Source organism: Rhodococcus rhodochrous (assembly GCF_900187265.1).
Lineage (GTDB): Bacteria > Actinomycetota > Actinomycetes > Mycobacteriales > Mycobacteriaceae > Rhodococcus > Rhodococcus rhodochrous.
This window is the reverse complement of the sequence record NZ_LT906450.1, coordinates 833,871-851,848: the sequence shown is the minus strand read 5'-3', so window position 1 is coordinate 851,848 and position 17,978 is coordinate 833,871. Positions and strand designations below refer to the sequence as shown.

Sequence of the window (17,978 nt, the reverse complement as noted above, 5' to 3'; positions counted from 1 at the left end):
CCACACCTCACCCTGGCACGGACCCTCGCACGGGTTCCGGTCACGGAAACCTCCCGGATTCCCTCACCGAAAGGAACACCCATGGCTCGCTCCGACGTCCTGGTCTCCGCCGACTGGGCAGAGCAGAACCTCAATGCGCCGAAGACCGTCTTCGTCGAGGTCGACGAGGACACCTCCGCCTACGACGGCGGCCACATCGAAGGTGCCGTCAAGCTCGACTGGCGCAAGGACCTGCAGGACGCCGTCCGCCGCGACTTCCTGAACCGTGAGCAGTTCTCCGAGCTCCTCTCGCGCAAGGGCATCGCCAACGACGACACGGTCGTGCTCTACGGCGGCAACAACAACTGGTTCGCCGCCTACGCCTACTGGTACTTCAAGCTCTACGGCCACCAGGACGTCAAGCTCATCGACGGCGGCCGCAAGAAGTGGGAGCTCGACGGCCGTCCGCTGTCGAAGGACGAGGTCACCCGTCCGGCCACCGAGTACAAGGCCGCCGAGCCCGACTACTCCATCCGCGCCTTCCGCGACGAGGTCATCGAATCGATCGGCACCAAGAACATCGTCGACGTGCGTTCGCCCGACGAGTTCTCCGGCAGGATCCTCGCCCCGGCGCACCTGCCGCAGGAGCAGGCGCAGCAGCGCGGCCACGTCCCCGGTGCCATCAACATCCCGTGGAGCACCACCGCCAACGAGGACGGCACCTTCAAGTCGGACGAGGACCTCGAGAAGCTGTACGCCGAGAAGGGCTTCGACGACAGCAAGGAGACCATCGCCTACTGCCGTATCGGTGAGCGCTCGAGCCACACCTGGTTCGTGCTCCAGGAGATCCTCGGCAAGAAGAACGTCAAGAACTACGACGGCAGCTGGGTCGAGTACGGCTCGCTCGTCGGTGCACCCATCGAACTGGAGGTCAACTGATCATGTGCGGAGCCCCTGTCCAGACCCAGACCCTGCCCGCCGGCGTCGACACCGAGAAGGAGACGGTCATCACCGGCCGTGTCCTGAACGCCGACGGTGAGCCCGTGGGCGGTGCCTTCGTGCGCCTGCTCGACGGCACCGACGAGTTCACCGCCGAGGTCGTCGCCTCCGCGACCGGCGACTTCCGTTTCTTCGCCGCCCCCGGCGACTGGAAGATCCGCGCCCTGTCGAGCTCCGGCAACGGCACCTCCACCGTGAGCCCCACCGCTCCCGGCGTGCACAACGTGGACGTGACGGTCGCGAAGTAATCCGGCCGGAACACCTCGTCGAAGGGCTCTGCTCCATCAGGAGCGGAGCCCTTCGTCGTACCCGAAAAGACGTTGTCTAGAATGACCGCGTGGTCATCTTCTTCGAAATTCTGCTGGTCGCCGCGGCGCTCCTCATCACCTGGTTCGCGCTGTACACCATCTACCGCGTGGTCTCCGACGGATCGTGACGAACGACGGATCGGACGCCCAGCGGCGTAGCGGCGACGAGGCGATAGCCCGGGCCGCCGAGCGCGCTCGCGTCACCGCCGAGCTGAACCTTCCCGTCCTGGCCGGGCTGCCGGGCGCCGAGGACACCGCGAACCTGCGGCTCGGCCCCGACCTGAGTCCTGCCCTGCTCGCCGTCCTTCCCTTGGTCGGTGTGTGGCGCGGCGAGGGTGAGGCCAACGATCCCGAGACCGGCGACTATCCGTTCGGTCAGCAGATCACCGTCGCGCACAACGGCGGCGCGTATCTGGTGTGGGAGTCGCGCACGTGGCGTCTCGACGACTCGGGTGAATACGTGGGCGAGGATCGGCGCGAGAGCGGCTTCTGGCGCGTGTCCGGAACGGGCGCGCCCGACAGCGACGATCCCGAGACGCTCGAACTGCTGCTGACGCACAGCTCCGGCGTCGTCGAGCTGTACTACGGCACCGCACTCACCCAGTCCTCGTGGGAGCTCGCGACCGACGTCGTGATCCGCACCAAGTCCGGTGAGGTCGTCGGTGGCGCCAAGCGCCTCTACGGCATCGTCGACGGCGGCGACCTCGCCTACGTCGAGGAGCGCGTCACCGCCGACGGCGAACTGAAGCCCCGGATGTCTGCCCGTCTGTCACGCCACATCGGCTGACCGAGCCTCTTTCTTCCGAGATTCGAACGGTCCAGGTCTGTTCCCCTGTGGAGGAACAGACCCGGACCGTTTTTCTCAGTTCTCCTCGACGACCGTCGTGCCGGTGGTGCTCTTCTTGTCGGCATGCTCACCGTCGCCTCGTGCACGGAGCGCATCGGGTTCGCCGGCATGGACCCGGTGGACGCCGACGTCTTCGGCATCCTCGGCGGCGTTCTCGTTCTCGTTCTCGTCGGGGATGGCCCTGGTCTGGACGACGACCTCGGGAGCGGGCAGTTCCTCGGCCGCCTCGAGTTCCTCGGCCGATCGCACCTCGGGCCACTGGCGGGTGACCGGTTCCGGCCGCTCGCCTAGGTCCTCGCGGATGCCGCGTACCAGGCTGTACATCATGATGAAGCCCATCACGAAGAACGGCAGGCCCACCACGGTGATGACCTGTTGCAGGGCGTCGAGCCCGTCCTTACCGGTAGCGACGAGCATGGTCGCTGCGACCAGGCCCATGAGCACCGCCCAGAACAGGCGCTGGTGGATGGGCGCCTTCTCCTCGTGCCCGGAGGCCATCATGTCGAGCACCATCGACGTCGAGTCCACCGAGGTGACGAAGAAGATCACCACCAGGATGATCGCGATGCCGGACACCAGGCCGGTGAGCGGGAAGTTGCCGAGGAACTCGAACAAGGCACCCGGGATGTCGCCGGCGTCCACGACACGTTCGACGAGTCCACCCTCGCCCTCGAGCTCGATGTGGAACGAGCCCATCCCGAAGATGCTGAACCAGATCACCGAGAACAGCACGGGCAGACCGAGGACACCGCCGACGAACTCGCGGATGGTGCGGCCTCGCGAGATGCGAGCGATGAAGATACCGACGAAGGGCGACCAGGTGATGGTCCACGCCCAGTAGAAGACGGTCCAAGTGTTCTGCCAGCCCGAGTCGGCGAAGGTGTCGTTCCAGAACGCTAGACGCGGCAGGGCCTCGGCGTAGATCCCGGCAGACTCGATCATGCCCTTGAGCAGGAACAGACTCGGTCCGGTGACGACCACGAAGACCAGCAGCATGACGGCCATGCCGATGTTGATGTTCGACAGGCGTTTGATGCCCTTGTCGAGACCGAGGGCGACCGAGATGCCGGCCATCACCGTCACGAGCGCGATGAGGGCGATCTGGACGACCCCGGATTCCTGGATGTCGAACAGCTGCGCGAGACCGGCGTTGATCTGCAGGGTGCCCAGGCCGACCGAGGTCGCGACACCGAAAACCGTGCCGATGATCGCGACGACGTCGATGGTCTTGCCGATCGGGCCGTAGATGCGGCCCCCGAGCAGGGGCGCGAAGATCGAGCTGACGCGCGGCGGCAGGTGCCGCTTGTAGATGAAGTAACCGAAGCCCAGGCCGGGCAGGGCGAAGATCGTCCAGGTGTGCAGTCCGAAGTGGTAGAGCGCGAAGCCCATGGCCTCTTCCGCGGCCTCCACGGACTCCGGCTCGACGTCCTGCATGGGCGGGTTCGCGAAGTGGGAGATCGGCTCGGCGACACCCAGAACATGAGGATCGTGCCGATACCGGCGGCGAACAACATGGCGAACCACGCCAGAGTCGAGTGCTCGGGTCGCTCGTCGTCACCGCCGAGCCGGACCCGACCGTAATGAGTGAAGGCGATTCCGACGAGGAAGAGCAGGAAGGTCGTGACGCCCAGGATGTAGAACCATCCGAGGTTCGTCATGATCCAGTTGGACGCGGTACTGAAGATCGAATCGACGCCGTCGGTGAACAGGATCGTGAGTACGACGAAGAGCAGCGCGATGAGCGCAGAAGAGAAGAAAACGCCCGGTGACGTGCGCAATCTTAACGAATCGTGAGCTTTTTGAAGTATCGGCACCAAACCGGTGTACCCAAAACGGACGAACTTGCACACCCGAAACGCCGATCTTGCCCGAAATGCGAACAGCCCCCGAGCCGCACCACCGCACGGATCGCTCCGCAGTCGGCGGTCCCGATCGGACGGACCGGGGACTCGGGGGCCGGGTGACTACCTGGGATTCGCCAGCCGCGCGCGGTCGGTGAATTCCGTCGTCGGCAAGCAGCTAGCGGGTAGCCACCTCACGCGTCCGAATATCAATCACTTCCAGACCACCTCCTTCCTCGTGTACCAGCGAAACTACGCTTCGTTCACGAGGCGGGCAACGCATTTTTCTCGACGCGAACGACCAGGTCGGCGGCGGTATCCGCGGGCAGACGGTGGGTGACCACCACGACGGTGCGCTCGGGGCCGACCAAGCGTGCGTCGCGGTCCAGGAGGAGTCGCTGCATCAGGTCGGCGCTCTCGTCGTCGAGATGTTCCGTGGGTTCGTCGAGCAGCAGGATCCGTGCGGGCGACAGCAGAGCCCGGGCCAGCAGGAGGCGACGGCGCTGCCCACCGGAGACCGTGCGGGCTCCGGCCCCCAGGACGGTGTGGACTCCCTTCGGGAGTCCGTCCACCCACTCCCCCAGCCCCACGGTGCCGAGGGCGGCCAGTGCTTCGCCCTCGTCCACGTCGCCCCGCGCGACACGCAGGTTCTCGAGGATCGACGTGTCGAACAGGTGGGCGTCCTCCGCGAAGAAGCCGATCTTCCGGCGCAGGGCCGCGGGATCGATGTCCGCGAGGTCGACATCGTCGAGCGTCACTGCGCCTCCGCGTGGGGCGAGCAGGCCCGCGAGCGTCATGAGCACGGTGGTCTTGCCGCTGCCGCTGCCGCCCACGATCGCGACGCGACAGCCCGGCCGCAGGTCGAGGTCGACCGGTTCAGTGGACGGTCCGCCGGGCCATCCGCCTCGCAGACCCACCGCACGTAGCCGGCCGGGTCCGTCGGCCGGTTCGGTGCCGTGCGGCACCGTCCTGTCGGCGCGGTCGAGCATCTCCGTGATGCGACCGGCCGCCAGGCGTGCGCGATTGAGGGTCTGCGCGGCTGCCGGGAGGACGGCGGTGGCCTCGAACGCCGACAGCGGCAGCAGGACGAGGATGCCGAGTGTCGTCGGGCTCATGGCCGCCGGACCGGAGCCGAAGACGGCGATACCGACGAGGAGGGCACCGAGCACACTCGCGCCGACCGCGAGGGGTGCGGCCGCGTCGGCGAACGCCGCGGGGACCGCAGAGCGGTCGGTGGCACGGACGGAGGCGACGTTCGCGGCGCGGGCCCGCCGGGTGAGTGTGTCGAGCCGTCCCGCGACCCGCAGTTCCGCCGCGTGGTCCAGCACCGTGACCGCGTCCTCGGTGAACCGGGTCCGTGCGGCGTTCGCATCGGCGTCCGCGCGGGCCGCGGCGCGGGCGGACAGCCACGGTGCGAGCAGTCCGGCGACGAGCAGCGCCGCGGCGAGGACCACGCCGGCGGCGGGAGCGATGACGGTGAGGGTCACGACCGCCGCGAGGGAGAGCACGGCCGCGACGGCGATGGGCACGAGTGCGCGCACCACGACGTCGCCGAGAGCGTCGACGTCGGCACCGGTGCGCGCGAGCAGGTCGCCGCGTCCCAGGCCCAGGGTGGCGGCCGGGTCGCCGTCCGCGAGTCGCCGGTAGAGATTCGCGCGGGCCGAGGTGGTGCCGCGCAGCGCGGTCTCGTGCGTTGCGAGTCGTTCGAAGTAGCGGAACAACCCGCGGGAGATGCCCAGCGCCCGCACCGCGACGACCGCGACGGTCAGGTCCAGGACGGGCGGCATCTCCCATGCCCGCACGATCAGCCACGCCGAGAGACCGGCGAGCAGCAGGGCACTGCCGAGGGTCGCGACTCCGGCGAGGACGGCGAGCAGCACTCGGCGCGGCTCGAGTTCGAGCAGGGCCATCGCCCGGCGCAGATCCTTCATCGGGACACCTCCGTCGGCCCTGCGTGGACGGTGACGACCTCGTCCGCGATGGCGAGCAGGGTGGAGCGATGCGCGACGACCACCACGGTGCGGCCGGCCGCGGCGAGCCCGCGCAGCGTGGACAGGACGGTGGCCTCGGTGTCCTCGTCGAGGTGGGCCGTGGGTTCGTCGAGCAGCAGGACCGGGCGCGGGGAGGCGAGGGTGCGGGTGAGCGCCAGTCGCTGACGTTGGCCGAGCGACAGGCCCGTGCCTCCGGTCCCCACGACGGTCCGCCAGCCGTCCGGAAGTTCGGCGAGCACGCTGTCGAAGCCGGTGGCGGCGCAGACGTCGTCGAGTTCGGTGGTCTCCGGGTCGACACCGGTGAGTCGCAGGTTGTCGGCGAGCGTGCCGGGCAGCAGCACCGGCCGCTGCGGAAGCCACGCAACCTGCGACCACCAGTTCTCGTCGCCCGCGACGGGACGTCCGTCGACGGTGACGGTCCCCTCACTCGGCTCGGCGAGCCCGAGCAGCGCCAGCAGGGCGGTGGATTTGCCGGCCCCGTTGGCGCCGGTGAACGCGGTGATCCGGCCGGGACGGCAGATCGCGTCGAGCCGGTGTGGGGCGCAGCCGTCGCGGCCGGGCACGGAGACGCCGTCGAAGGCGATCTCGCAGTTCGCGACCCGGCCGGTGCCGATCGCGTCCGTGGGGGCGTGACGCGAGGAGGCGTCGTCCGGCACCGAGTCGAGCACGGCGAACGCCTTGTCGGCTGCCGCCATCCCGTCCTCGGCGGCGTGGAACTTGTTGCCGACGGTGCGCAGCGGGAGGTAGGCCTCGGGCGCGAGGATCAACGCGATGATGCCGGCCTCGAGGGGCATCGACCCGTAGACGAGCCGCATGCCGATGCTCACGGCGACGAGGGCGACGGACAGCGTCGCGAGGAATTCGAGGACCGTGCCGGACAGGAACGCCACGCGCAGGGCCGACATCGTGGTCGCGCGGTGCTCGTCGCCGAGTTCGCGCACGCGATCGGCGGGCCCCTTCTCACGACCGAGGGCGCGCAGCGTGGGAAGACCCGCGAGGAGGTCGAGCAGTTGCGACGACAGTGTCGTCATCGCGCGCAGGGTGCGGTCGGCCTTGCCCTTGGTGAGCAGGCCGATGAGGATCATGAAGATCGGGATGAGCGGCAGCGTGATCACGACGATGACCGCCGAGGTGAGGTCGTGCAGGGCGATCACGACGATCGTCACCGGGGTGAGGATCACGGCCAGCAGCAGCGCCGGCAGATAGCCGGTGAGATATTCCTTCAGCCCGTCGAGTCCGCGGGTGAGAACCACCGCGATCTCGTCGCGTCGCGGGTCGAGTTCGCGCGGGGGCAGATTCGCCGCGGAATCGAGGACCTCGTGTTCGAGTTCGGCGACCACGCGGGTCGCGGACCGGTGCGCATACCGCGACTGCAGCCACGTCACCGCGACCCGCACGACGATCGCCGCCGCTAGGATCGCCAGTTCGGTCGTCCGGTCGCCGACGGACCGGGCGTCGGTGGTGATGACGCCCGCGAGGACCCGTCCGATCATGAGTGCGGTGACGACGACCATCACGACGTCGACCACCGACGTGACCACGGTCAGGACGAGATATCCGCGGGCTGCGGCCGAGTAGCGCCACAACCGCGGGTCCACCGGACCCCGCCGGCGCGCGGGCGCGTCGGCGGGGGCGGCGGACTGCGTCATGCTCACTTCGAGCCGATCTTCAGACCGATCGAGTGCGGGATGTGGTCGGTCGACAGACGCTGACGGAACACCCAGTACGTCCAGCCCTGGTAGGCCAGGACGACCGGGGTCATGAACGCTGCGGCCCACGTCATGACCTTCAGTGTGTACGGGCTCGACGACGCGTTCTCGATCGTCAGCGACCAGGACGGGTCGAGGGTCGACGGCATGACGTTCGGGAACAGCGACGCGAACAGCAGCACCGAGGTCGCGGCGATCGCGACGGTGGTGAACACGAACGCCCAGCCCTCACGCGCGACGGCGGTCAGCGCGACCACCGCGAGCAGGGAGATCGCCGCCACGGCGACGAGCGCGATCGTCCAGCCCTTGCCGTAGGCGAGCTGGGTCCACACCACGAACGCACCGGCCACGAGGACGGCGGGCACGGCCAGTTTCCGCGACATCGCCACGGCATCCGTCCGGACCTGTCCCTCGGTCTTGAGCGCGATGAACACCGCGCCGTGCAGAGCGAAGACCAGCGCCGTCGTCGCACCGCCGAGCAGGGCGTACGGGTTCAGCAGGTCGAAGAACCCGCCGACATACTGCTTGTCGGCGTCGATCGCCACGCCGCGCACGATGTTCGCGAACGCCACACCCCACAGCACGGCGGGCGCCCACGAGCCGAAGATGATCCCCCAGTCGCAGCGGCGACGCCAGGTCGGATCGTCGACCTTGCCGCGCCATTCGATGGCGCACACGCGCACGATCAGGGCGAGCAGGATCAGCAGCAGCGGGAGGTAGAAGCCGGAGAAGAGGGTCGCGTACCACTCGGGGAACGCCGCGAACAGCGCACCGCCCGCGGTGATGAGCCAGACCTCGTTGCCGTCCCAGACCGGACCGATCGTGTTGAGCAGCACCCGGCGCCGGGTGTCCGCCTCGACGGTCCTACCGCGGCCGAGCACCGGGAAGTGCATGCCGACACCGAAGTCGAACCCCTCGAGGACGAAGTAGCCGGTGAACAGTACTGCGATGAGGATGAACCAGATTTCCTGAAGTCCCATGTCCGCCCACTCCTAGTACGCGAAGGACAGCTGTTTCGGCTGCGTGTCGTCGGTGTCGTCGTCGGAGCCCGGCGGCTGCGCGTCGTGCTCCTGCGGGCCTTCCATCGCGTACTTGCGGATGAGCCAGAACCACACCACGCCGAGCGCCGCGTAGACGAGGGTGAAGGCGATCAGCGAGGTGAGCACAGTTCCGGCCGCATGCTCGGAGACACCTTGGTCGACGGTGAGCCGGATCATGTCCACGCCCGTGGGATTCGGATGCACCACCCAGGGCTGCCGGCCCATCTCGGTGAAGATCCAGCCCGCACTGTTGGCGAGGAAGGGCGTGGGGATCGCGACGAGCGACAGCGTCGAGAACCACCTCTGGTCGGGCACCCGGCCGCTGCGGGTGACCCACAGCCCGGCCAGGGCCAGGGCCGCGGAACCGGCGGCGAGGCCGATCATCGCGCGGAACGACCAGTAGGTGACGAACAGGTTGGGCTTGTAGTTGCCGGGGCCGAATTCCTGTTCGTACTGCGCCTGCAGGTCCTCGACGCCCTGGAGGGTCACGCCGCTGAACTCACCCTGCGCGAGGAAGGGCAGCACGTAGGGCACGTCGAGGACGTGGATGACGCCGTCGCAGTCGTTGTGCGTGCCGATCGTGAGGATCGAGAAGTTGGGGTCGGTCTCGGTGTGGCACAGCGACTCGGCCGAGGCCATCTTCATCGGCTGCTGCTCGAACATGAGCTTGGCCTGGACGTCACCGGTGACGAACAACCCGATGCCCGAGATGATCATGACCATCAGGCCCAGGCGGGTCACGGGGCGGAACAGTCCGCGGGCGTCGTTCTCGAGGCGCTGGGCCTCCTCGGGTTCCGAGGTGCGGATCTCGGCGGCGCGTCGCATGTTGCGGACCATCCACCAGCCACCGATGCCGGCGACGAAGGTTGCGGCGGTGAGGAAGCCGCCGGCGACCGCGTGGGGGAAGGCTGCGAGCGCGGTGTTGTTGGTGAGCAGTTCCCAGATGCTCGTCAGCTCGGCGCGGCCGGTCTCGGGGTTGTAGGTGGCCCCGACGGGATGCTGCATGAACGAGTTCGCCGCGATGATGAAGAAGGCGGAGGCGTTCACGCCGATCGCGACGAGCCAGATGGTCGCGAGGTGAACGAGTTTCGGCAGGCGCGTCCAGCCGAAGATCCACAGGCCGAGGAATGTCGACTCCATGAAGAAGGCAACGAGACCTTCGAGGGCGAGGGGTGCGCCGAAGACGTCGCCCACGAAGCGGGAGTACTCGCTCCAGTTCATGCCGAACTGGAATTCCTGCACGATGCCGGTCGCGACACCGAGCGCGAAGTTGATCAGGAACATTTTCCCGAAGAACTTCGTCAGGCGGTACCAGTGGTCCTTGCCGGTGACCACCCACATCGTCTGCATGATCGCGACGAGCGGCGCGAGGCCGATCGTCAACGGCACGAGGATGAAGTGATACACCGTCGTGATCCCGAACTGCCACCGGGACAGATCCAAGACGTCCATTGCCACTCCGAGTGAGGCCCGGGTCGATACGGAGATCCGGAGCGGGGCCGACGCTGCGGTTCTCGTTCGCAAAGACACGCCGGTAGTACTGCTCCGGCCTTGCTACTACCGAATGTAGTAGCGATTGCGCGAAGTGGAACACGTTCGTGTCGCCCGACACATCGGACTCACGTCACATCGGATACGGATCACCCGCGGGGGCACACCCCGCCTCACTCACCCGGCGGTGTCGACCGCCTCGTCGACGAGGCCTTCGATCTCGCCCTCCTGGACCCGCGAGACCAGCGCGTGCCCGTTGAGCGTGTGCACCCGCACCGCGAGCGCCACGCTCGAGATCAGCCAGACACCGTCGGCGACGACGAGATCCGCCGGGCGCAGCGGCTCGTACCGGACCGTGAAGTCCCGCTCCCCCGCCAGGTCGAACAGTGCCTGCTGCGTGGTGCCGGGGAGGATCCCCTGCTCCGGCGGCGGAGTGAGCAACGTCCGGCCACGCGCGACGAGCACCGTCGACCGCGGACCCTCGAGCACGTAGCCCTCGGCACTGACGAAGATCACGTCGTCGGCGCCGACCGACTCGGCGTGACGCAGTGCCGCCATGTTCGTCGCGTACGACAGCGTCTTGGCACCGAGGAGCTGCCACGGCGCCTTCTGCGCCAGATCGGTCGAAAAACCCCGTTCGAGGGTCACCACGGACACGCCGTCGCGCCGTGCGATGCCGACACGCTCGGCCACCGGCGTCACGAGCAGGAAGGCCGTCGGCGTGTCGGCACCCTCACGACCACGCGTGTAGACCAGGCGCAGCACGCCCTCCTGCTCGGCGCCCCACTGTTCGAGTGCCACGTCGACGGCGAGCCGCCAGTCGTCGCGATCGGGTTCGGGCAACTGCGCGGCGGCCGCGGACGCCGCGAGCCGGGCGAGATGCAGTTCGAGCGCACGCGCCCGGCCTCCTCGCACGAGCAACGTCTCGAACACCCCGTCGCCACGAAGAACACCGAAATCGTCGGCGTGCAGAAGGGGTGCGTCCGCATCCCTCACCTCGCCGTCCAGCGTCACCAGCACCCGCTCAGCCATGGCGCTCAGCCTAGCCACTGGCAGACCTGTCGGCCGGTTCCCCATAGACTGGTGTCGTGACCGAGTCTCCGATCGTGTCCGAAAGCGCCCTTCTCGCACTTCCCGGCGCAGTCGCCTCGCCTTCCGGCGGGCCCGATGCCGGACTCCCCTGGCATTACGGCGACCCGCTCGGCGAGCAACGTGCCGCCGCCACATCCGCCGCCGTGGTCGACCGTTCCACCCGCTTCGTCATCGCCGTTCCGGGCGACGAACGCCTGAGCTGGCTGCACACCATCTCCAGCCAGCACATCGCGTCGCTCCCGGACGGCACCTCCGCCGAGAACCTGAGCCTCGACGCGAACGGCCGCGTCGAGCACCACTTCGTGCAGACCGACCTCGACGGCGTGACGTGGATCGACACCGAAGCCGACCGTGGACCCGACCTGCTCGCGTTCCTGAAGAAGATGGTGTTCTGGGCGAAGGCCGAACCTCGCGACGGCAACGAACTCGCGGTTCTGAGCCTCCTCGGACCGGACGCCGGCAGCCCCGCCGTGCTCGCCGCACTCGGGATCGACGCGCTGCCGGCCGAACCCTATGCCGCCGTCGCCCTGCCCGCCGGTGGCTTCGTGCGCCGCATGCCGTGGCCCACCGAGCACTCCTTCGACCTCCTGGTGCCGCGCGAGTCGCTCACCGCGCTCTTCACCGCCCTGCGGGACGCCGGCGCGCGTCCGGCCGGCAGCTGGGCGTTCGAGGCCTTGCGCGTCGAAGCGGTCCGTCCCCGGATCGGTGTCGACACCGACGAGCGCACCATCCCCCACGAGGCCCGCTGGATCGGCGGACCCGAGCAGTACGGTGCCGTCCACCTCGACAAGGGGTGCTACCGCGGCCAGGAGACCGTCGCGCGGGTCCACAACCTCGGCAAGCCCCCGCGACATCTCGTCCTTCTCCATCTCGACGGCTCGGCCGACGGACGACCCGAGACGGGCGACGACATCACCGCCGGAGGTCGCGCGGTCGGGCGCATCGGCACGATCGTCGACCATCACGAGCTCGGGCCGATCGCGCTCGCGCTCGTCAAGCGCACCATCACGCCCGACACGGCCCTCGTCGCAGGACCGTGCGCGGCGTCCATCGACCCCGACTCCATCCCTCCCGACGACGGCATCCAGGCAGGAAGGGCGGCGGTCGACCGATTGCGCGGCCGGTGACCGCCGAGACGGCCGGCATGCGGCCGGCGACCTCGGGGACCGTCGCAGCGGTCTGCGTCGTGCACACGCTGCACGAGACCGGACTGCGGCGTAATCCCGTCACCGCGATCGACAAGCGTCCCGTCGACGGACCGGTGCACGTCGGTGAACTCGGCCTGACCGGCGACCGCCAGTGCGACACCGCCAACCACGGCGGCGTCTTCAAGGCGGTCTACGCCTTCTCGCAGGACGAGTCGCGCCGCTGGGGCTCCGAACTCGACCGGGAGCTCCCCGTCGGCTGGTTCGGCGAGAACCTGCACGTCGCCGGGTTCTCCCCCACCGACGCCGTCATCGGCGAGCGGTGGCGCGTCGGCGACGGCGGTCTGCTCCTCGAAGTGACCGGCCCCCGCACCCCCTGCCGCACCTTCGCGATCCGTTCGGAGGAGGACGACTGGGCCACGCGGTTCGTCGCCCGGGGCGACTGCGGCGCGTACCTGAAGGTGATCTCCGAGGGACCGGTGGCCTCCGGCGACCGCATCGTCGTCGAGCACGTCCCCTCCCACGGGGCCACGGTGCGCGATCTGTTCACCGGACAGGGCCACGAGCGGGTCGCCGCGATGCTCGAGCAACAGGCCGACATCGCTCCCAGCGTCGCCGACAAGGCGCACCGTCTCGTGGGGCGGGCACGGAAGGGAGAGAGTCGTTGAGCGTCGAACTGGTCGAGGTGGTGCGCTCGGGCTTCCGGGAGTGCGTCCACCGCGGGTCGCTGATCGTCCTCGACCCGGACGGCGGGGTCCTCGTATCCCTGGGCGAGGTGCACACACCGATCTACCCGCGGTCGTCGAACAAGCCGATGCAGGCGGTCGCGTTGCTGCGCGCCGGCTTCGTTCCCCGCGACTCCGCGGAACTGGCGATCGCCACGGCCTCGCACGAAGGTGAGGCCGACCACGTGGAGGCCGTCGAGCGCGTCCTGTCCGGTGCCGGTTTCACCGAGAAGGATCTCCGCTGCCCGACGGATCTGCCCGGCAACGAACTCGCGCGCGCCGAGGTGCTCGCCGCCGGACGCACGCCGCGGTCGATCTACATGAACTGCTCGGGCAAGCACGCGGCGATGCTCGCGGCGTGCGCGGCGAACGGCTGGGACACCGACGGCTACACCGACGCGGGCCACCCGCTGCAGCAGCTGGTGACCGAGACCATCCTCGAGCTGACCGGCGACATCGAGGACACCGATCTCGGCATCGACGGCTGCGGTCTACCGATCGTGCCCGTCCCCCTGTTCAACCTCGCCCGCGCCTACTCGCGGCTCGCGACAGCGGAGACCGGCACGCCCGAGCGCGCCGTGGCCGACGCGGTGCGCGAGCATCCGTTCCTGATCTCCGGCACCGGCAAGGACGACCTGAAGCTCATGCGCGCGGTGGGCGGCCTGCTCTGCAAGGCGGGCGCCGACGGGATCCACGCCGGTGCGCTGCCGGACGGCACGTCCTTCGCTTTCAAGATCGACGACGGACACGAGCGGGCACGCCTTCCGCTCACCGCGGCCCTGCTCCACCGCCTCGGAGCGGGTACCGCCGCGAACGCCGCGACCTTCGATTCCGAACGGCTCGCGGTGCTCTCGTCGGCGCCGGTGTTCGGTGGTGGCGTGCGAGTCGGCACCGTCCGGGCCGTCCCGGGGGTGTTCTGAAGGGCATCTTTATCACATTTCAACAGCATTCATGCAGGTCGGGTCGTTATGAGGCGTAACGGACACCGGCCCAGCCGGGTGTGTGGAGGCGCAACCGAAGTTTCCACGCTAAAGTGGGCGTCAGGAAAATACTCAACACACCGGGGCCGCCACTTTTCCCCAGGCCGCCCCGTCAAAGCGCGAGGGGGTTGGCCATGGGCCGCGGCCGGGCTAAGGCAAAGCAGACCAAGGTTGCACGGCAACTCAAGTACAGCTCGCCGTCCACCGACTTCGAGAGCCTCCAGCGAGAGCTGTCTGGCGGAGCAACCAACTCGCAGCGGGACGAAGTCTTCGCCGAGCAACGTTCCGGTTGGGACGACGACTACGACGACGACTGGCGTCGCTGACCTGATATCACTCTCCGACGGAGGGGGAGGCCGACATTCGGCTCCCCCTCCGTCGGTGGTGTGGTCGGCGTTCGACGCGAGGCCGGACGGCGCTCCTCACCGTCCGCAGCCTTCGAGCCTGTGACTTCCGAGTTCACAACACGGCACTGATCCGAAAGGCCGGTCCCCCATTCATCCTGGGGGAACCGGCCTTTCGTCGTGTTCGCGTCGGGCGACGCACGCCCGTCAGAAGCGCGGGTGATCTCCGAGCAGCACCGCGCGCTCGTCGGCGCCGTCCTGTGCCTTGCGGACCGTGCCGAGCGTCCAGCAGTCGATGTGCCGGGCCGTGAGCACTGCCAGAGCACGGTCGACGTCCTCGGGAGCCACGATGGCCACCATGCCGACACCCATGTTGAAGGTCTTCTCCATCTCGACCCGCTCGACCCGTCCGCGCTGCGCGATGAGGCCGAAGACCGGAGCCGGGCTCCAGGTGGTGCGGTCGAGCTCGGCGACGAGTCCCTTGGGCATCACGCGCGCGAGGTTCGCGGCGAGACCGCCACCGGTGACGTGGCAGAAGGTACGCACCTCGGTCTCGGCAGCGAGCGCGAGGCAGTCCTTGGCGTAGATGCGGGTGGGCTCGAGCAGCTCCTCGCCGAGGGTGCGACCGAACTCGTCGACGTGCGCCGTGAGGCTCATCTTGCCGATGTCGAGCAGCACCTTGCGGGCGAGCGAGTAGCCGTTCGAGTGCAGACCCGAGGCACCCATCGCGATGACGACGTCGCCGGGGCGCACGCGGTCGGGTCCGAGGAGCTTCTCGGCCTCTACGACACCCACGCCGGTGGCGGACAGGTCGTAGTCGTCGGCGGCCATGACACCCGGATGCTCGGCGGTCTCGCCACCGAGCAGCGCGCAACCGGCCTGGACGCAGCCCTCGGCGATGCCGGCGACGATCTCCGCGACCCGCTCGGGCACGACGCGACCGACGGCGATGTAGTCCTGCAGGAACAGCGGCTCGGCACCGCAGACCACGAGGTCGTCGACGACCATGGCGACGAGGTCGAGACCGACCGTGTCGTGCTTGTCGAGTGCCTGCGCCACCGCGAGCTTGGTGCCGACACCGTCGGTGGACGCCGCGAGCAGCGGCTCCTTGTATCCACCCTTGAGCGCGAACAGACCGGCGAACCCACCCAGGCCGCCCATGACCTCCGGGCGGGTGGCCTTCTTCGCGTGCGGGGCGAACAGTTCGACGGCTCGGTCACCGGCCTCGATGTCCACGCCCGCCGCGGCGTAGGAAGCTCCGGGGGTTGCGTCCTCGGTCATGAGTTGTCGGCTCCAGCCTCGAGTTGTGTCTTGTCGTGAAAAATCTGGCTACATGCGGCCAGGCACACCTGCGTCCGGGCATGCGAAACACACGCCGAACCGTGCCGACCGCGGCACTTACGGTACCCGACCAGCTTCTACGGCCGACTGAGAACGTCCGCGTTGTCGTTGTCCAACACCGTCGGGGTGACCGAATCGGTGTCGACGACGCCGTTGAGGACGTCCTTGCCCGCCTGATGTTCCCTGGGGAGGGCGATCGGGTAGTGGCCGTCGAAACATGCAGCGCACAAACGGGATGCGGGCTGCTCGGTGGCGCCGATCATGCCGTCGATCGAGATGTAGCCGAGCGAGTCGGCGCCGATCGACCGGCGCACCATCTCGACCATCTCGTCGTAGTCGTGCCCCTCCTCGACGGTGTCGCGGGTACCCGCGCCGTTGGCGATCAGCTCGGCCGGCGACGCGAAGTCGATGCCGTAGAAGCAGGGCCACTTGACCGGCGGCGACGCGATGCGCACGTGGATCTCGAGGGCGCCGGCCTCGCGCAACATGCGGATCAGGGCGCGCTGGGTGTTGCCGCGCACGATCGAGTCGTCGACGACGACGAGGCGCTTGCCGCGGATCACCTCGCGCAGCGGGTTCAGCTTGAGCCGGATGCCGAGCTGGCGGATGGTCTGGCTGGGCTGGATGAAGGTGCGGCCGACGTAGGCGTTCTTCATCAGGCCCTGGCCGTAGGGCAGGCCGGAGCCCTGCGCGTAACCGACGGCGGCCGGGGTGCCCGACTCGGGCACCGGGATGACCAGATCGGCGTCGATCGGGTGTTCCTTCGCGAGCCGGCGGCCGATCTCCACGCGGGTCGCGTGCACGGAGCGACCGGCGATGGTCGAGTCGGGGCGCGCGAGGTAGACGTACTCGAAGACGCAGCCCTTGGGCTCGGGATTCGCGAAGCGCGACGAGCGCACACCGTCAGCGTCGATCGCGAGCAGCTCACCGGGCTCGATGTCGCGGACGAAGGATGCGCCGACGATGTCGAGGGCGGCGGTCTCGCTGGCGACGACCCAGCCGCGGTCGAGGCGTCCGAGGCACAGCGGGCGGATACCCCACGGGTCGCGGGCCGCGTAGAGGGTGTGCTCGTCCATGAAGGTCAGGCAGAACGCGCCGCGCAGCTGCGGGAGCAGCTCCATCGCGGCCTCTTCGATCGTGCTGTTCTTCGCGCCGTGGGCGAGCAGCGCACCGACGGTGTCGGAGTCGGAGTTCGCCGCACCGGGGCGCGTGGGATCGAGCACACCGAGACGGCGTCCCCGTTCGGCGAGTTCGGCGGTGTTGACGAGGTTGCCGTTGTGGCCGAGCGCGACGCCCGAGCCGGTGGCGGTGGTGCGGAAGATCGGCTGCGCGTTCTCCCAGGTCGTGGACCCGGTGGTGGAGTAGCGGCAGTGACCGATGGCGATGTGGCCGGTCATCGCGGCGAGCGTCTGCTCGTCGAAGACCTGGCTGACGAGACCGAGATCCTTGAACACGAGCACCTGCGAACCGTCGGCCACGGCGATGCCCGCAGCTTCCTGTCCGCGGTGCTGCAGCGCATAGAGACCGTAATAGGTGAGCTTCGACACGTCCTCCCCGGGAGCCCACACTCCGAACACTCCGCACTCTTCGCGGGGTTCGTTCTCGGGTTCGGTGGAGGCGAGAAGATTACGTGTGTGGACCGACAGATCGGCACTGGTCACGGACGTGCTCCCTGAGGCTGGACAAGCGGGGCTCCTCCCATTCTACGGCCAGCGCGAGGTGCTCCCTCCCGGACGCCCTGTCCGGACCCGGCAAAACGTCAGAGTCGGGCGATCGGGAGCAGCCGACCGATCTCCGCTGCGCGCCCACCCGACGCCTCCACCGCACCCGTGTCCACGGCCCCGTCGAAATCGATGCTGCCGACCACCAGACGCAGCCACGTCCGCGGATCGGTCTCGACGACGTTCGGCGGTGTCCCCCGTGTGTGGCGAGGGCCCTCGATGCACTGGACGGCCACGAACGGCGGCACCCGCACCTCCACGCTCGACCCCGGCGAGATCTGTTCGAGGGTGCGGGCACTGAGCCGGACGGCGGCGGCGAGATCGGGGCGCGGCGGCTTCTCGTCGCTCTCCCCCGTCACCCACGGACCCACCCGTTCGAGGGCTGCGCGCAGTTCGGCGGGGTCGACAGGTTTCCGGGGTGCCAT

Annotated in this window: 15 protein-coding genes and 1 pseudogene; 7 read left to right on the top strand and 9 right to left on the bottom strand. The window is 68.8% G+C overall.

From position 1 onward, the window contains the following. Positions 1-81: 81 nt before the first annotated feature. The 3 genes from CKW34_RS03930 (at position 82) to CKW34_RS03915 (ending at position 2,073) form a co-directional block, all read left to right on the top strand. Positions 82-918 carry a sulfurtransferase gene (locus CKW34_RS03930; protein WP_059384260.1) on the top strand — a complete coding sequence of 279 codons (837 nt, stop codon included), beginning with the start codon at positions 82-84 and terminating at the stop codon, positions 916-918. 2 nt (positions 919-920) lie between these two features. Next, positions 921-1,226, top strand: a complete 306-nt coding sequence (locus CKW34_RS03925) for a DUF1416 domain-containing protein (protein WP_006551801.1) — start codon at positions 921-923, stop codon at positions 1,224-1,226. Between the two features lie 184 nt (positions 1,227-1,410). Further along, the gene (locus tag CKW34_RS03915; protein WP_059384261.1) at positions 1,411-2,073 is read left to right on the top strand and encodes a heme-binding beta-barrel domain-containing protein; all 663 of its coding nucleotides are present in this window, start codon (positions 1,411-1,413) and stop codon (positions 2,071-2,073) included. Positions 2,074-2,148: 75 nt separating this feature from the next. Here CKW34_RS03915 and CKW34_RS03910 read toward each other — a convergent pair. From CKW34_RS03910 to CKW34_RS03885, 6 genes and pseudogenes are all read right to left on the bottom strand, one after another. Continuing rightward, positions 2,149-3,941: pseudogene (locus CKW34_RS03910) on the bottom strand (BCCT family transporter). A gap of 296 nt (positions 3,942-4,237) precedes the next feature. Continuing rightward, positions 4,238-5,905 carry a thiol reductant ABC exporter subunit CydC gene (cydC, locus tag CKW34_RS03905; protein WP_059384262.1) on the bottom strand — a complete coding sequence of 556 codons (1,668 nt, stop codon included), beginning with the start codon at positions 5,903-5,905 and terminating at the stop codon, positions 4,238-4,240. After that, complete coding sequence (gene cydD / locus CKW34_RS03900; protein ID WP_059384263.1) at positions 5,902-7,614, bottom strand: thiol reductant ABC exporter subunit CydD; 1,713 nt, start codon at positions 7,612-7,614, stop codon at positions 5,902-5,904. The genes cydC and cydD overlap by 4 nt, the downstream gene beginning before the upstream one ends. A gap of 2 nt (positions 7,615-7,616) precedes the next feature. Continuing rightward, positions 7,617-8,654, bottom strand: a complete 1,038-nt coding sequence (gene cydB, locus CKW34_RS03895) for a cytochrome d ubiquinol oxidase subunit II (protein WP_059384264.1) — start codon at positions 8,652-8,654, stop codon at positions 7,617-7,619. Between the two features lie 12 nt (positions 8,655-8,666). Beyond that, the gene (locus CKW34_RS03890; protein WP_059384265.1) at positions 8,667-10,166 is read right to left on the bottom strand and encodes a cytochrome ubiquinol oxidase subunit I; all 1,500 of its coding nucleotides are present in this window, start codon (positions 10,164-10,166) and stop codon (positions 8,667-8,669) included. A 216-nt stretch (positions 10,167-10,382) separates the two neighbouring features. Further along, positions 10,383-11,237, bottom strand: coding sequence for an aminodeoxychorismate lyase (locus CKW34_RS03885; RefSeq protein ID WP_059384266.1), 855 nt, complete (start codon positions 11,235-11,237; stop codon positions 10,383-10,385). Between the two features lie 56 nt (positions 11,238-11,293). Here CKW34_RS03885 and ygfZ point away from each other — a divergent pair, with 56 nt between their 5' ends. From ygfZ to CKW34_RS03865, 4 genes are all read left to right on the top strand, one after another. Further along, the gene (ygfZ, locus tag CKW34_RS03880; RefSeq protein ID WP_059384267.1) at positions 11,294-12,424 is read left to right on the top strand and encodes a CAF17-like 4Fe-4S cluster assembly/insertion protein YgfZ; all 1,131 of its coding nucleotides are present in this window, start codon (positions 11,294-11,296) and stop codon (positions 12,422-12,424) included. A gap of 17 nt (positions 12,425-12,441) precedes the next feature. Further along, positions 12,442-13,110: an MOSC domain-containing protein gene (locus CKW34_RS03875; RefSeq protein ID WP_059384288.1), complete on the top strand. Its 669-nt coding sequence runs from the start codon at positions 12,442-12,444 to the stop codon at positions 13,108-13,110. After that, positions 13,107-14,087, top strand: coding sequence for an asparaginase (locus tag CKW34_RS03870; protein WP_059384268.1), 981 nt, complete (start codon positions 13,107-13,109; stop codon positions 14,085-14,087). The genes CKW34_RS03875 and CKW34_RS03870 overlap by 4 nt, the downstream gene beginning before the upstream one ends. 194 nt (positions 14,088-14,281) lie before the next feature. Then, positions 14,282-14,473, top strand: a complete 192-nt coding sequence (locus CKW34_RS03865) for a DUF3073 domain-containing protein (RefSeq protein WP_006551813.1) — start codon at positions 14,282-14,284, stop codon at positions 14,471-14,473. Between the two features lie 225 nt (positions 14,474-14,698). On the opposite strand, the gene purM is transcribed toward CKW34_RS03865, so the two are convergent. The 3 genes from purM to CKW34_RS03850 form a co-directional block, all read right to left on the bottom strand. Beyond that, positions 14,699-15,772 (bottom strand): phosphoribosylformylglycinamidine cyclo-ligase, encoded by a 1,074-nt coding sequence (gene purM / locus CKW34_RS03860; protein WP_059384269.1) that lies wholly within the window; start codon positions 15,770-15,772, stop codon positions 14,699-14,701. A gap of 137 nt (positions 15,773-15,909) precedes the next feature. Continuing rightward, complete coding sequence (gene purF / locus CKW34_RS03855; protein WP_059384270.1) at positions 15,910-17,493, bottom strand: amidophosphoribosyltransferase; 1,584 nt, start codon at positions 17,491-17,493, stop codon at positions 15,910-15,912. A 98-nt stretch (positions 17,494-17,591) separates the two neighbouring features. Next, a complete protein-coding gene (locus tag CKW34_RS03850; RefSeq protein ID WP_059384271.1) occupies positions 17,592-17,978 on the bottom strand; it encodes a sterol carrier family protein in 387 nt (128 codons plus the stop codon).

Excerpts from the sequence above, each read along its gene's own strand:
- CKW34_RS03930 (WP_059384260.1), top strand. The coding sequence starts at position 82 with ATGGCTCGCTCCGACGTCCTGGTCTCCGCCGACTGGGCAGAGCAGAAC.
- CKW34_RS03925 (WP_006551801.1), top strand. The coding sequence starts at position 921 with ATGTGCGGAGCCCCTGTCCAGACCCAGACCCTGCCCGCCGGCGTCGAC.
- cydC (WP_059384262.1), bottom strand. The coding sequence starts at position 5,905 with ATGAAGGATCTGCGCCGGGCGATGGCCCTGCTCGAACTCGAGCCGCGC.
- cydD (WP_059384263.1), bottom strand. The coding sequence starts at position 7,614 with ATGACGCAGTCCGCCGCCCCCGCCGACGCGCCCGCGCGCCGGCGGGGT.
- cydB (WP_059384264.1), bottom strand. The coding sequence starts at position 8,654 with ATGGGACTTCAGGAAATCTGGTTCATCCTCATCGCAGTACTGTTCACC.
- CKW34_RS03890 (WP_059384265.1), bottom strand. The coding sequence starts at position 10,166 with ATGGACGTCTTGGATCTGTCCCGGTGGCAGTTCGGGATCACGACGGTG.
- CKW34_RS03885 (WP_059384266.1), bottom strand. The coding sequence starts at position 11,237 with ATGGCTGAGCGGGTGCTGGTGACGCTGGACGGCGAGGTGAGGGATGCG.
- CKW34_RS03875 (WP_059384288.1), top strand. The coding sequence starts at position 12,442 with ATGCGGCCGGCGACCTCGGGGACCGTCGCAGCGGTCTGCGTCGTGCAC.
- CKW34_RS03865 (WP_006551813.1), top strand. The coding sequence starts at position 14,282 with ATGGGCCGCGGCCGGGCTAAGGCAAAGCAGACCAAGGTTGCACGGCAA.
- purM (WP_059384269.1), bottom strand. The coding sequence starts at position 15,772 with ATGACCGAGGACGCAACCCCCGGAGCTTCCTACGCCGCGGCGGGCGTG.
- CKW34_RS03850 (WP_059384271.1), bottom strand. The coding sequence starts at position 17,978 with ATGGCACCCCGGAAACCTGTCGACCCCGCCGAACTGCGCGCAGCCCTC.